This is a genomic window from Chryseobacterium elymi (assembly GCF_003385495.1).
Lineage (GTDB): Bacteria > Bacteroidota > Bacteroidia > Flavobacteriales > Weeksellaceae > Chryseobacterium > Chryseobacterium elymi.
Genome location: NZ_QNUH01000034.1, coordinates 1 through 13,935, shown reverse-complemented (window position 1 = coordinate 13,935; position 13,935 = coordinate 1). Strand labels below are relative to the sequence as shown.

Genomic DNA, 13,935 nt, shown 5'->3' with positions numbered 1-13,935 from the left:
AAATCAAGGAAAAGAAAAAGAATATCAAAAAGTGCATGAGGCTCAACTTACACTTTTTGATTTCTAATACTTCGGGGCTCTGCCCCGGGGTAGTTTATTTCCTCAGGAATGCTACTTTTTTCTTCAAAATAAATATGAAGTTCAGCATTATGCTCTTGTGCTTTGATGATATCAAAGTGTTCAACTAAAAATTCTGGAAGTAATAATTTAAGAAGTTCCTGATCGCTTAACATAAAACAAAGATACAACAACTAAAAATTCCCCCCAACTTTTGAGACTGATCCCTCAAACAACAAATTCTTATTTGGCTGGAAATTTTTGTCCAATGGTTTTTGGCAAAGTATAATTTTCAAAAGGGGAGATGGGCTTTTTAAGGAATGCCTGTTTACTTTTTATAATCATCTGGAATATATATTGTTCCTCCTTCCGAGCTCCGCTTCATGATGCCGGAAGTTATTGTTGTATTGAAGCTTTCACCGTGATATCTTTTAGAAAGCCTGTGCCATTTTTCATTTCCCGCCATATAATACTCCTGTCCTTCAATAAATCGCCGAACATTATCTGAAATATACTCACCACTTGAAAACCACTCTTCTTTTAATTGAATATAATCTTCCTGCATTTGTTCTATTTCATCACATAATTTATCTATGGCTTGTTGAAGCGTCATTCCTTCATTCAGAATAAATATGGAAACAGCAAGATGAAGATTCTCAAACGTTCCTTTATATTCTTTAAATAATGAAAAAAGATCGTTGATAAATGCTATATGAAGGGTTCCTATTTTTTCTAATTCCTGCAGCTTAGGATGAAAATATTCCTCATTCGTCAACTCTATATTATATAAATATTCCAGCATTAATGTACAGGGAATAGAAGCAATGCTTTTCACTCTATACTCCTTATATTGCTCTAGGGTGGTGCTTTTTTCTTTACCGCTCATCTGGGCCTGTAACATAGCATTTTCCATGTAGCTTTTAAAACTGTTGATATAACGTTCTCTCTGCATGGGTGACAGATCATCTATAATACTTTTCATAGTACTGAAGTTTCTTCGCATATAAATAGGGATATTAGGCATCCTCATCAAAATAGTACGAAGTACTTTAATACTCCACGGAGCACTATCCCTTAGTGTCTCTACTAATTTTATAGCCTTCTTCCAGAATTTAACTATAGTTTCAGAATCAGCTTTTGCGTCTCCCCAATCTTCATCTGCATGATCATCCATAGTAGTAAACATTTGAAAAAAATAAAATGTTTTTTTAAATTTATTCAAATCTTTAGTGAGAGGAAAACATAATGCTATCCAGTAACTGATACCACTGGAAATGGTATGATGATATGCCTTTGTTCCTTTTTTGATGCCACTTTTTTTAGTTCCCCATTCTACAAGTTCTTTGCTTAGTTGTTCGTTATATAAAGGGTAGCACTTATACCGCTGTATATTCTTAAATTTACGAAGATAAAATTGTAGGGGCTGTTGTTCAATTGCAGTATCTGTATGGATACTTTGTTCATTTAATAGTTCAAGTGTTTTCATGGATTTTGATGTTTTTAAATTTTATGTAATAGAGCAATTAGCAATAAAAATTCATCTAAATGCTTTTCGTAAGGCGTGTCGAGATGAAATATATAACACGATTATAATATTTGCTTACATTGATAGAATGCCTTTTGTAAAAATGTAGCTTAATTTATAATTTATCCTCATTGAAATTATCAAATAGACAGCAATAATTCCGGAATATTCAATTCTTGATCAATTATGAATAGCTCTAGTAAGGTTAAAAATTAATGGGTATTTTTTTCTAAAGAGAAAATGGAATCAATTCTGATTTTATTGGAATCATTTTTTTAATGATGCATGGTGATTTTGGTTTTAGTTTCTCACACTAAAGTTAAAAATTTAATAATTCATATAATTATCATTTTAGTTGTTCTTTTTAACACTAATAAAGTTCCACATTAATCCATATTATTTTTTAAATTTTTGACAAGAAGCAAAAATTCAAGAACTTTTAAAGACTGTTGGTAATTGTACAAAAAAATTGATTGGGCAATTAAAGAGGTGTACAAACTAGGGCAAATGCATGAAAAATAAATAAGAAAGGGATCAGGGCTAAAGTAACATTTTTTCCATAGCAATATTCATAATTATGAAGTGAATAACAATCTATATTTAGTTTTTTTAATAAAAAAAATATTGTTTTTTTGCAAAAACACAGAATGAAAAAATATTTACTGTTTTTTTAGCTATCTTATTGTTATTTTCAGGTAAAATTGTAGCTAAAACTACAATACTCATAGATTCTACACAATTCTCCCTAACGGGAAATTATAAGAAATTAGAAAAAAAGCATTTTCAAAAGAACGCTCAGATCAATTTTTATCACTCATTAATAATGATCCTGAAACTGATGCTGAGATAGGGAAGGCTACAACAAAAAGATATTTTTAGTTTAAAATATGTTAAGGATAATAATATATATCTGTGTTTTGAAAATAATACCAATCGTGATATTATATTTTTAACACCTAATACACTTGTCAAAGGGATAGCTAATCAAGCCAGAATATTAGCGACTTATTTCAAAATAGAGGAGAAGCTTTGAGTATACCAGGTCCTCTCTCTACAAAAAACCTTAGAATCTTGGATTCTAAGGTTTTTATTTTCTGAAAAATGTATTCAGAAACTGGATTATTTTTTAGCTTAATATATCACATGGTGCTACACAAATCACCCACGGACACCTTTTTATTCCCGGAGGCGGGCAGCATGCTTCGGAACAACTTAATGCTCCGCCATTAATATTTTTCAACTGATCTCTTGCAATTTTTTTTAAATTTTTCATAATAAAGTAATTGGGTTAAACTTAAATTTAGGGTTGATTTCCACCACCGCATCCGTCATATGGCATGCATTGCCATTTACCGCTGATTAAGCACAGCTGGCCCCCCGTGCAGTTAATACCACCTGTAATGGCCTTCATTTCCTGTCTTTCGATTTTCTTTAAATTTTTCATAATAATAAGGTTTAGTTCTGTCCGAAATTAATGAATTTTATTCAATTCAGTGAAATTATTTATAAAATGTTATCTTGAATGAGTTTTTTATATGATATTTTTTCTTCATACTTTCTTAAGCCTAGTAAATATATAGTATGAATAATGTTTGAAGTATTTAAGCGGAATCTACAAGAATAACTTCATTCAGTTAAATCTTGTCTTGTGGCAAGTCAGCTTTCGTAATGACTTGGTAACTTTGGTTAAAAGTTTCGATCAACCTAATCCAAATAATATTATGAAAAATTCATTCAGATTCTTTAAAGCTCTAAAGCTGTTAACAGTGGCAATCATTATGTTTACAGCATCACAGCTATATGGTCAAAAACTAAAACCTTCCGTTAGTGGCTATACACCTGTTAATGGACTCAAAGTTTATTATGAAGTTTATGGAGAAGGAAAGCCTGTTGTATTGTTGCATGGTGCTTTTATGACCATTGATATGAATTGGGGGCAATTGATCCCTGAGCTGGCGAAGAACCGGAAGGTAATTGCCATCGAATTACAGGGACACGGACACACGCCGTTTTCGGACAGAAAATTATCTTATACTACTTTAGCAGGTGATGTAAAAGGAGTACTGGATAATCTGAAAATTGGCAAGGCAGATATAGTAGGATATAGTTTTGGTGGTGCTGTGGCTTACCAGTTTGCGATACAAAGTCCTGAAAGATTAAATAAGCTGGTTATTATTTCTGCCACCTATAAAAGCACCGGCTGGATACCTGAAGTCAATAATATTTTTAAGAGCATGAAACCCGATCTTTTTATAAACAGTCCGATGCAGGCTGCCTATGAAGCTGTAGCACCTGATAAAACGAAATGGACCAGATTTTTAGAGCAGATGATTGGGACTGTCGGACAGCCTTTTGACTTGGGCGATTCTAATATTTCTAAAATTTCTGCACCCGTTTTAATCATAGCCGGTGACAATGACGGACTGGATAAAGCTGAGCTGGCAAAAACCTATAAATTGTTGGGAGGAGATATTTCTGCAGACCTAGGGCCTATGCCTAAATCTCAGTTGGCAATCGTTCCAGGTCAGGGTCATGTTAGCCTGATGATGGATGCAGTAACGATTCTGAACTATTTGAACAGTTTTCTGAAGTAACTGAATAATAAATTATCTTAACTACCCTGAGTTTGGGATAAGAAAATACCTGAAACAAATTGTATTTTTATCGCAAAGGCAAACAAATTTATGGCGATAAGCTTTTTGGGCAGAAGATAAGATCATGCTGATTTTTGGCCGGGGGAGTGGTGAGCTTATTCATTTGTTATTAAACAGGATCTTGTAGATGATCTTCAGCTAAAAATTTACCCGTTGATCCTTCCTGGTAAAGGAAAAAAGCTATTTGACAATGGTACAGTTCCCGCAGCCTTTGCCTTAACAGAAAACCATGTGACATCAAAAGGAGTAATTATAACCAAGTATAAGTGTACGAGAGAAATTATAACAGATGATATTGAGGTGTAAAGGTTTATTAAACTATTACATTCTGCAACTTAAAACTACAGCAATATGAATACAAAATTTGAAGCAGGCATTAATATAGCCATAAAAATTCCCAAAAATAAATATGAAAAAACAGTTGCTTTTTACAGGAATATCCTGAAGCTCGAGGTTGAAGAAAAACCAATTACCAATCCTACAGTTTCCAGAACCCACAAAGTGAAATTTGGCAGCAACATTGTATGGCTGGATTGTGTAGACAATTACACACATTCTGAAACCTGGTTACAGCTTACTGTTCCAAACATAGATGAAGCTACAAAATATTTGCAGTCGAATGGTGTAGAAACTTGTGACGAAATTGAGGAGCTTCCTGAAAATATGCACTGGATTACTGACCCGGCAGGCACAGTTTTTAATATGCAGGAAAGATTGGAATAACATTAAAAAGCTGTAAACATTAGATTACAGCTTTTTTTTACTTCCTGGCAATTTTCAAGAGCTGAAAAGACTGCATAGAACCAATTTCAATTACTTGATTGTGACAGTCATATTCGGAACTATAATATCACCATTAGAGCCTGTATATCGCTGAGCAAATATTTCAATATAATCATTATTGAGAAGTTCAGTGGTTCCGTTTATTGGCAGTACAACAATATCATTGGTAGATGATCCTCTGCCGTACACTTTATATTGACTTAAAATAGTTCCGTTCTTGGCAATGTATATGATATAAGTTCCTGCTGCGGGAACCTGAAAAGAAATGGACCCTGTTATTTGAAAAATTCTTTTCTTTTTACCCAGATATCTTAATCTGTTGGGAATACCGTCTGTTGAAAATCTGAATAAATTGGATGAGGTGGAAGCTGAAGATGCGGTACCAACCTTTACAATGTTACTGGGATTTGTATTATTCGTAAAACTGACACCGATGCCGGTTCCTACAGGATAGTCTACAGCAAAATCTCCAACTGCGTTGGTGTCAGATTCAGTAGGTATTCCGGCTGACCTTACCGTCCAGCTATTGTTAAAATTATATCCGGGATAGGTTCCAGTACCGTATGGCCTGATATAACCTCCAGTATTGGTGCCAGTAAAAACAACAGACTCCATAACAGCATCACCAGTTATTGTAAGGCCGGATGCCGATACATCAAATCCTGTGGCAGATCCATTTACCTGACTGAATCCACCCTGCTTTTCTACTAATGTGAAAGTGCCTGTTAATCGCTCATACGTCCCGGAATTGTTGCCAAACCAGCCTATATTGCTAAGTAACAACTGTGTTATATTATTATATGTTATACCATTGCTGTTTCCTGTAAATTGAATAATGCTTAAAAATACCAGGCCAAAACCAGAAACAGTTCCAACAGTATTTGAGTTAGCAACAATACAATCCCGAAATATAAGGTTTTGTGTAGCAGATCCGTTTAAATTGAATATATTTCCACCCGGTGCAGTAAGAGTTAAGCTTCTGATACTGCCGCCTGTAGCTCCCTCAAAAATGGTGCCCGAAGTTCTCCGGATAATGTCGTTATTGCTGTCTTGGCCGGTTATGTAAGAATTATTTATATCGATGGGCAGGTCGAATGTTATCTGACCATTGATCTCGTACAGTGTATTGGAGTCCATAAGATATTTTCCCCCACCTCCGGCAGCAAGTTCATCGGCTAAAACTGTATTCAGTACATCAGTAGATTTTATACGCTTAAAGTTAAGTCTTTCGGATACACTGCTTGCTACAGGAGACCATGACGATGTGGAATTTACGTAATAATAAAATAACTTCAATGTAGTATCATATACCATAAGTCCGTCAGTGGGAGAGGGTATGGCGGTTCTTTCGGCTGTTGTCATCCTTGGGACCAGCATTCCTTTGGTTGTGGAACTTACGTCCAGCATGGCACTTGCATCGGGAGTGGAAATTCCAATCCCAATCTGAGCCTTTCCTGTAAAGAACAGAAATAAGAAAAACAGCAATAGAAAACTTCGGGAATAGCGGATAAGAATTGAATTCATGGTTAATTAATTTAATGTTACGATAAGATTAAGTCAGTATCTGGCCCACAAACCTCCAGTGATAGGTATTTGCAATTAATTCAAACTGTATATTAATCTGATCATATGGATTTTGATCAATAGTATCAGCAAAAATCATAAGTAAATTTAATAAATCCCAAATTATTGAATTATGACTGTAGTCATAAAAATATCTTTAACTATTCCAGAAGAATAATTTTCACAATCTCGCTAGATTCTTAGCAGTGATAGTCACCCTTTAAGGCAAATAGATTCAAATATCAGCCTTTATGATATGAGTCATAAAAAAACAGATATCCCTTTTCTAATTTTGTTTTACACATGTCACAAAATTTTAAGCATGAAATCATTAGTATCATTAGTTTTAATAAGTTTCTTTGTGGCAGAAAAGAATCTCAGCCAGAACCCGATGTTTGTTTACTATGAAATAACGTACTCTGTAATACAGTAGCAGTATAAATATCTTCAGATTAAAATTAATTCTGAATGTTAACAGAAAACCGATGTAAAATATGAATGGAGTTATTATACAATTCTTTCATTGGTATCATGAAGGAAATTTGTGGAATGAATTTACAGAAAAGTGTGACTATCTTAAAAATCTGGGTTTTACGGCAGTGTGGTTTCCGCCTGCTACAAAATGTGTCTTAGGACCCGAGGGCAGAGGATATGATGTTTATGATTTGTATGATCTGGGAGAATTTAACCAGAAAGGGGGCATTCCCACAAGATACGGAACAAAGGAAGAATACCTGTCTGCCATTAAAAAAGCCCATGAAGCGGGTATATCCGTTTATGCCGATACCGTCCTGAATCACAGAATGGGAGGGGATGAAAGTGAAACTATTACCGTGCATCAGGTTGATGAGGAAAACCGGAACGAAACCACTGGCAAGCCTTTCACCGCAAAAGCTTTTACGAAATTCTTTTTCCCGGAACGGAATGGAAAATATTCTGATTTCATATGGGATCATACCTGTTTTAGCGGAATAGATGTCATCCAGAAAGATCATAAAGGGATAAAGGGTATTTTTAAAATCCACAATGAGTACGGAACAGAATGGAACCAGGCGGTAAGCCATCAGTTCGGAAATTATGATTATCTGATGGGCGCTGATGTAGAGTACCGTAATCCTTATGTGGTCAGAGAAATGAAAAACTGGATCAAATGGTATCTGGAAACTACCCATGTGGATGGATTCCGTCTGGATGCCCTGAAGCATATTTCAGTTGATTTCTTACAGGAATGGATTATATATATAAAAACAGAGCTGAATACGGACTGTTATATTTTGGGCGAATTCTGGAAGTCGGAATCTGAGAAAATATCTGATTTTTCTGATAAAATCAATGACATGATCTCCTGTTTTGATGTACCTCTCCATTACAACTTTTTTACAGCATCAAAGGATGAAAAAGATTATGATCTCAGCCAGATTTTAAAAGGTAGTTTTATGGAAAAAAAGCCTGTTCTTTCCGTATCGTTTGTTGAAAATCATGACACACAGAAGCTGCAATCTCTGGAATCAGCTGTAAAGGATTGGTTCAAACCTCTGGCTTATGCTATTATTTTATTATCGGAAAAAGCATATCCCTGTGTTTTCTATCCCGATCTTTTCGGTGCGGAATATACGGACACAAAAGATGGTGAAGAAATAAGGATCATTATGCCGAAGGTGGAAATTCTGCCTGAGCTGCTTGAAGCAAGGAAGCAGTTTGCCTATGGTGAGCAGATCAGCTATTTTGATCATCCTAACTGCATTGCGTGGGTGAGAAAAGGAAAGAACGAGTATCCCGGATGTATTGTAGTCCTGTCCAACGGTGAAGAAGGCTATAAAGACATAGAACTTGGAAAAGAAAATGCAGATTCCGTATACCGGGATTTTACCCGGCAAAGAAAAGATGAAATCAAAACAGATGAAAATGGCAAAGCCAGATTTGTGGTCAGTTCACAATCTGTAAGCGTATGGGTTAAAGAAGATTTTATTGACTTAACGGTGGCTAAAGAGTCTGCCTTAAATTGACGTCTTCCACATCGCCATCTTTTTTAATGGTAACGGATTTTCGGATGTTTGCCTCACTAATAATCTTAAAGTAATGATGCCCCTGTATTTCTCTTGAGCTCTGAAGAGTATTATTGATGTAGGTATTCGCATAACCCAAGGTATAAGTCTGCTGCTTATCCTGTATGTAGTTGAACCCTGTAATCAGTAAATATTGTCCGGGCATGAGGTTATTGATCTCGAAACTGCCTTTATCATCCTTTACCTGTATTACTTTAATGCAGGCTCTGGCCTCTTTGTGCAGTTCTACTATCTTACCTTCTTTTTCATACTTTTTGCTTACTTCCTGCCATTCTTTAAAATAGGCAGTTTGTGGCATTACAATAATAGAAGTCCCTTTGGGTGCATATTGTCTTTTATTGATGTTAAGGACAGCAATTCCTTTGATGCCGGATCGGTTATCTTTAGCAAAAGCCTGTCCCTTAATGGTTGAATTGCCCCCTGTCATCAACTGTATGGTTTCACTTTTATTAAATTGGGCTTTCTGCTCAACCGTGAATGATTGTGCTCCGGCTCCAGAAAAGTGAAGGAGAAAAGCTATGATATAGTAATGTTTTTTCATAATAAATATATTTTGTTTAAAAATTGAAAGATTTTTATTGCAAATATATCAAAAAATACAAGTACAGATATTAAATACATAAAAATATGGATATTAGTTAAAAAAATAATTTAAATCCATTTTATTCACAGCTTTGCCAGTCTGGTTTTGCCGTTTAAGGTTGGGCATTTTCATAGCCAATAAATTTTAAATTATAAAATTGTACTTGTAGAAGACCGTAAAGCTTAGCTAATTTTATAAAAATTTTATTAAATGATGTTTATAAATATAATGACATCGTGAAAAGGTGGATTTTGGCAAATAAATTGTTGTATTTGTATAGAAGTGCTTATATGCTTCATTATTTATCACCACTTTAAAATTATTATTATGAAAAATTTTGTTTTAACACTTTTTGCAGTTGCTGCCTTGATAGCCTGCAAAAAAATGAAACTACATCTGTAAACGAAACTACAGATGGTTCGACTGTATCTGCACCGGTTGAATCTGGCATGACGGTTACGGACTCTACTAAAATGACGGATAATATGGCCACTAAAAATTCGCTCAGTGATCAGGATAAAAAATTTGCAGATGCCGCAGCCAAAGGAGGGATGATGGAAGTAATGATGGGTCAGCTTGCAGCCACTAATGCTTCCAATGCAAAAGTAAAAGCATTGGGGGAAATGATGGTAAAAGATCACGGTAAAGCTAATGATGAACTCAGGAAATGGGCTGCGACAGCAGGCTACAGTCTGCCGGTCAGCCTGGATGCCGAAAAGCAGAAAAAATATGATGATCTGAAGGCTAAAAAAGGAACAGAGTTCGATCAAAAATATACCGATCTTATGGTCAGTGATCATAAAAAAGATATAGAAGAATTTAAAAAAGAAGCTTCAGAAGGTAAAGAGGCATCTTTAAAATCTTTTGTGAGCAAAACACTGCCAACTTTAGAGCATCATTTAATGGAATCTGAAAAAGCAAAAAATGCCGTAAAATAATTGATGGCAATTACAAGATAAGCTCCTCTTTTATTAGAGGAGCTTTTATTTGCAGAATGTTATTAAAATCGCTTTAAATAACTGAAGAATTATCTCTGAATAACAAAACCTCTCAACTCTGCCATTTTTCCATCTTTGAATCTCCAAACATCACAATAATCATAGTCTGTCCAGCGGCCATCTTTGTTCAGAAGACTAATTAAGCCTACGGCAGTTACATAATCTCCTTCACTTACCATATATTCTACATCAAACTTTGGCGGTACTCTGTAGGTATCTGCCAGATAATTCCGCACTTCCTCTTTTCCTGTAAGAACCTGGTCTCCTACAAATATCCATTTTGTATCTTCACTGCAATACGAAAGAAAGTTTTCATAATCACCCTTTGAAATGGCATCATTTGCTTTTTCTAAAACAGTTTTATTATCCATAAGACAGATATTGGAAAGTGTATAAATCAATAATGGTCATTAATATCCTGATAAAAGGATTTAATTAAGCTGATAATTAACAATTACCAGGCTCAAAATGAAATGGACATAATCCTCCTGAGCCTCTTTTACATTCATCAGTTTGTTTTTATAAGCATAGGAATTCAGGACCTTTATCAGTTTCTGGTAAGTTTCAAAATGATCTCCTTTAATTTTGACTCTTCCATTACCGTCTCTTGTTTTGATAATTTCATTATCCAGGGTTCTTACTTTAAATAAGGCATAGGATAATTTTGGCTGGAAATTCATTCGCCCTGTATATCTTTCAACTATATTAACCTTGAACGAGTCGAATACGATTGTATTAAAAACAACAGTAGAGTAAGCATCCTGAGTATTGAGCTCAAGTGTATAGTTCATTATTTTATTTTTGTACAAATTTACTCAGAAGCTTAAAAGAATCAAAGTAAAATAGAAATTTAACTTTTTAATAACTACTATTCAATAGCTTTTTCGCACAACATTAACCATTTATGAAAAAAATAATTATCCCTGAAGTATTGTCCTGGGCAAAAAATAATGAAGATGGTCTATCTGCAGGAGGTAAAATGATCCGGGAAAAAAAGTGCTATTTCAAGTTAATCCCAAACCTGAATTAGTAGCGATATTTGATTCAAATGCCTGAATAACAGGTTCTTTATTAGAAGTATTTTAATCATAAGATATAAATTGGAATCCCCCTTTTGTTTGGGAACAAATTGTTTTCTTTCTCATCATGTATGGCATCATGTAATGAAGGGGAATTAACCAATTTATATAATATTGTGCAGTTTAATTAGCTATTTTGTATCCGTAAAATGAACTTACCACTACCTGGTAAGTCGTCCCGCTGGTTACAGCTGCTGCTGAAGCCATACTCACGGTTTCTCCGGCATTCAGATAGGTGATGCACGAAACGTTGGTTCCGACCAATATACCCGGATTTGACTGGTAAGACTGAACCAATACATTATTGGGAGTGGTACTGAAATTTTTTACAAGATATAATATAGCCCATGCAAAATTGGGAGCACCGGCAATTGCGCCGTTATCAAACTGGGTAGAGCCGTAAAACATATAATATCCGCTGGTAGCGGCAGTAAACCTTCCATTGGCCGTATTCATTACATTTCCTGTATTGATGACCGTTCCTTGGGGATAATTAATTTCAGCGTTGATATAAGGTCCGCTGGCTGTAGCAGGAAGAGACTGCCTGGTTGTAGTACTTATTGTGGAAAAGGCATACGTAGATGCTGCTGCGGGCAGACTGCTGGAGCTTGAGAGTAAAATAAGCTCCCATGTTGTATTGGTCACTGTTCCTTTGCTTATGAAAAAAGCATAGTAACCTGGAGGTACGCTGACAGAAGCTACTCCTGCACCGCTTTGATTATCAATCAGCTCTGTTCCGCTGGCTGCAATAGACAATGTTGCTGTTCCGGTATTTTTGAAATGATAAGTTCTTCCAATAAAATTGCCGGATCCGGTCACAGCAGCAGGCAGTGTTAAAGTACCGTTGCTGTTGCCGTTGTAGGCGATATAGTAATCATTAGCATCAACAGGTCCACTTGCTCCTGTGGTTTTGTAGGTTGCAGCAAATGAGCCATTAACAGTTAGCTTACTGCCCGGATCACTGGTATTAATGCCTATATTTCCGGATTGAGAATACATCAGACTACTGTTTAAAAGGGCCATTAATGGCAGGAAAAACATTTTTTTCATATTAATAAAATTAAATGAATAAATAGCAGGTAAATAATTATTAGTTTGATAGGGAGAGTTTATTTTAAATGAACTGCTGCAGGAATGAGGGAATTTTGCAGCAGTTCAGTTTTTCAGCTTTATGTATTTAGAATCATGGTTATTGTCGTTTCCTTAATTTTGGAATTTTACAAAGTTTACATAGAAGCCCGGATTTCCAATATTAAATCCAGTTGGTACTACTGCATTGGTTTTGCTAGCTATGATAGGATAAGTTCCCGGTGTTGCAAAATAAAGTACCCGGCTTTGGTCCCGGGGAGACATCATCTGAATATCTGACACATTACAGTAGGTTCTCCAAATGTCTCCAATTCCATTAATATAGAATGCATAGTCATTACAATTTGACTGAATGGTAATTCCTGCACGGAAAAAATACCATCCTTTTGCAGGAATCACAACTGAAGTTCCTGTTGCCTGAGTATTTGCACCTGTTGTACTTGTAAAAGGATTGGTTAATGTGCCTGTATAGGTTGACCAGTTGTCGGCAAATGCAGTGGTAACCGTAGAAGACCAGGTGGCCAGTCCATTAGCATCACTGGTCAGTACATACCCCAACTGCTCTGTACCGTCTTTAATCTGTAGCGCACCGTTAGTGGTTCCATTGTCTATAACAATTTTAGAGTTAGCTGCTCCTGCAGGTACCGTATTGGTTCCAATCAAAACTTTTCCGGTTCCGTCGATGCTTAGGTTATTTCCGGCAGTAGCAATATGGGTGGGCTGGGATAGGGTACCTCCTAATTTAACATCGGTGCCCGACAGGTTAAGACCGTTACTCGCTGTTATGTTATTATTGATGATGGTAGTTCCACTACCGCTGCCTCCTTCAAGTTCTGTAATTGACATAAATCCTATACCCGGATTTAATTGAGCTGTTCCGGCACCGCCCAGCCTTACTTTTACTGAGGTATCAACAGTAGGTCTATAAATGGCATATGCTTCTGGTTGTCCTCCGATTGTGGTCGCAGGATAATTATTTATTGCGTCAACAACTCCGGTGGTACTGGATGGAAGTACAGAATTATTGGAAGCATCAACCCATTCGTACACAAAAAAGCCGCCTGCCAGGGAGAAGTCTGTAGCATGTAGCTGACAGCGCAGTACATAGGTTTTGCCGGCCTTTAAATTAAAAACTCCGGCATTGTAGGTAATATTATTGGAAGCAATTACGGATCCAAACGTTACATCTGATCCTGTAGAAACAGATTGAGATGCATTAGGTTTTACAATAATGTAATCACCTGTAGAAGAAGATCCCATGGAGACTACTTCCCATGTAGAATTGGCACCTGTAAGTCCGGTATTGATCAATTGGGCACTCTGATTCGCTGGTACTGTAATACTCGCACTTCCATTAATGGTTTCCGGGGCAGCAGAATTTACCGTTATGGTAAAGTTTGTATTATTCTTGATAGTATACATTCGTCCCTTAAAATTTCCCACTCCGCTGATGGCTGCAGGAAGATTGAATACCGCATTGGCGGTACCATTATAAGAGACATGAAAATCCGACGAATTTAAATTGTAAACAGCTGCAG

General features: G+C 35.9%; 14 protein-coding genes. 4 read left to right on the top strand and 10 right to left on the bottom strand.

All coding sequences use genetic code 11. The features are described 5' to 3' along the window. Positions 1–47 precede the first annotated feature (47 nt). The 4 genes from DRF60_RS20130 to DRF60_RS21970 form a co-directional block, all read right to left on the bottom strand. On the bottom strand, positions 48–233 hold the full coding sequence (locus tag DRF60_RS20130) for a hypothetical protein (protein ID WP_116015016.1): 186 nt from the start codon (positions 231–233) through the stop codon (positions 48–50). Between the two features lie 152 nt (positions 234–385). Beyond that, entirely contained in the window at positions 386–1,543 is a 1,158-nt protein-coding gene (locus DRF60_RS20125; protein ID WP_116015014.1) for a terpene synthase family protein, read from the bottom strand. Between the two features lie 1,165 nt (positions 1,544–2,708). After that, a complete protein-coding gene (locus DRF60_RS21425; protein ID WP_167443753.1) occupies positions 2,709–2,855 on the bottom strand; it encodes a bacteriocin-like protein in 147 nt (48 codons plus the stop codon). A 27-nt stretch (positions 2,856–2,882) separates the two neighbouring features. Then, the gene (locus tag DRF60_RS21970) at positions 2,883–3,026 is read right to left on the bottom strand and encodes a bacteriocin-like protein (RefSeq protein WP_449384877.1); all 144 of its coding nucleotides are present in this window, start codon (positions 3,024–3,026) and stop codon (positions 2,883–2,885) included. 277 nt (positions 3,027–3,303) lie between these two features. Here DRF60_RS21970 and DRF60_RS20120 point away from each other — a divergent pair, with 277 nt between their 5' ends. Beyond that, positions 3,304–4,176: an alpha/beta fold hydrolase gene (locus tag DRF60_RS20120; RefSeq protein ID WP_238640263.1), complete on the top strand. Its 873-nt coding sequence runs from the start codon at positions 3,304–3,306 to the stop codon at positions 4,174–4,176. A 411-nt stretch (positions 4,177–4,587) separates the two neighbouring features. Then, the gene (locus DRF60_RS20110) at positions 4,588–4,959 is read left to right on the top strand and encodes a VOC family protein (protein WP_116015011.1); all 372 of its coding nucleotides are present in this window, start codon (positions 4,588–4,590) and stop codon (positions 4,957–4,959) included. A gap of 90 nt (positions 4,960–5,049) precedes the next feature. Here the strand turns inward: DRF60_RS20110 and DRF60_RS20105 are convergent, their stop codons facing one another. After that, entirely contained in the window at positions 5,050–6,543 is a 1,494-nt protein-coding gene (locus DRF60_RS20105; RefSeq protein ID WP_116015008.1) for a hypothetical protein, read from the bottom strand. Positions 6,544–7,076: 533 nt separating this feature from the next. Between DRF60_RS20105 and DRF60_RS20100 the strand changes: the two genes are divergently transcribed. Then, complete coding sequence (locus DRF60_RS20100) at positions 7,077–8,588, top strand: alpha-amylase (protein WP_116015005.1); 1,512 nt, start codon at positions 7,077–7,079, stop codon at positions 8,586–8,588. Here the strand turns inward: DRF60_RS20100 and DRF60_RS20095 are convergent. Next, positions 8,566–9,189: a hypothetical protein gene (locus tag DRF60_RS20095; RefSeq protein WP_116015002.1), complete on the bottom strand. Its 624-nt coding sequence runs from the start codon at positions 9,187–9,189 to the stop codon at positions 8,566–8,568. The genes DRF60_RS20100 and DRF60_RS20095 overlap by 23 nt on opposite strands. 491 nt (positions 9,190–9,680) lie before the next feature. Between DRF60_RS20095 and DRF60_RS20090 the strand changes: the two genes are divergently transcribed. Then, positions 9,681–10,169 carry a DUF4142 domain-containing protein gene (locus DRF60_RS20090; protein WP_238640262.1) on the top strand — a complete coding sequence of 163 codons (489 nt, stop codon included), beginning with the start codon at positions 9,681–9,683 and terminating at the stop codon, positions 10,167–10,169. 89 nt (positions 10,170–10,258) lie between these two features. Here the strand turns inward: DRF60_RS20090 and DRF60_RS20085 are convergent, their stop codons facing one another. From DRF60_RS20085 to DRF60_RS20070, 4 genes are all read right to left on the bottom strand, one after another. After that, positions 10,259–10,600, bottom strand: coding sequence for a nuclear transport factor 2 family protein (locus DRF60_RS20085; protein ID WP_116014999.1), 342 nt, complete (start codon positions 10,598–10,600; stop codon positions 10,259–10,261). Between the two features lie 60 nt (positions 10,601–10,660). Beyond that, the gene (locus DRF60_RS20080) at positions 10,661–11,020 is read right to left on the bottom strand and encodes a prevent-host-death protein (RefSeq protein ID WP_116014996.1); all 360 of its coding nucleotides are present in this window, start codon (positions 11,018–11,020) and stop codon (positions 10,661–10,663) included. Positions 11,021–11,431: 411 nt separating this feature from the next. Further along, positions 11,432–12,358: a hypothetical protein gene (locus tag DRF60_RS20075; RefSeq protein ID WP_116014993.1), complete on the bottom strand. Its 927-nt coding sequence runs from the start codon at positions 12,356–12,358 to the stop codon at positions 11,432–11,434. 153 nt (positions 12,359–12,511) lie between these two features. Beyond that, the coding region (locus DRF60_RS20070) for an autotransporter outer membrane beta-barrel domain-containing protein (RefSeq protein ID WP_116014990.1) at positions 12,512–13,935 on the bottom strand (1,424 nt) is incomplete at its 5' end.

Coding starts and splice junctions, on each gene's coding strand:
- DRF60_RS20130 (WP_116015016.1), bottom strand. CDS start 233: ATGTTAAGCGATCAGGAACTTCTTAAATTATTACTTCCAGAATTTTTA.
- DRF60_RS20125 (WP_116015014.1), bottom strand. CDS start 1,543: ATGAAAACACTTGAACTATTAAATGAACAAAGTATCCATACAGATACT.
- DRF60_RS21425 (WP_167443753.1), bottom strand. CDS start 2,855: ATGAAAAATTTAAAAAAAATTGCAAGAGATCAGTTGAAAAATATTAAT.
- DRF60_RS21970 (WP_449384877.1), bottom strand. CDS start 3,026: ATGAAAAATTTAAAGAAAATCGAAAGACAGGAAATGAAGGCCATTACA.
- DRF60_RS20120 (WP_238640263.1), top strand. CDS start 3,304: ATGAAAAATTCATTCAGATTCTTTAAAGCTCTAAAGCTGTTAACAGTG.
- DRF60_RS20110 (WP_116015011.1), top strand. CDS start 4,588: ATGAATACAAAATTTGAAGCAGGCATTAATATAGCCATAAAAATTCCC.
- DRF60_RS20105 (WP_116015008.1), bottom strand. CDS start 6,543: ATGAATTCAATTCTTATCCGCTATTCCCGAAGTTTTCTATTGCTGTTT.
- DRF60_RS20100 (WP_116015005.1), top strand. CDS start 7,077: ATGAATGGAGTTATTATACAATTCTTTCATTGGTATCATGAAGGAAAT.
- DRF60_RS20095 (WP_116015002.1), bottom strand. CDS start 9,189: ATGAAAAAACATTACTATATCATAGCTTTTCTCCTTCACTTTTCTGGA.
- DRF60_RS20090 (WP_238640262.1), top strand. CDS start 9,681: ATGACGGTTACGGACTCTACTAAAATGACGGATAATATGGCCACTAAA.
- DRF60_RS20085 (WP_116014999.1), bottom strand. CDS start 10,600: ATGGATAATAAAACTGTTTTAGAAAAAGCAAATGATGCCATTTCAAAG.
- DRF60_RS20080 (WP_116014996.1), bottom strand. CDS start 11,020: ATGAACTATACACTTGAGCTCAATACTCAGGATGCTTACTCTACTGTT.
- DRF60_RS20075 (WP_116014993.1), bottom strand. CDS start 12,358: ATGAAAAAAATGTTTTTCCTGCCATTAATGGCCCTTTTAAACAGTAGT.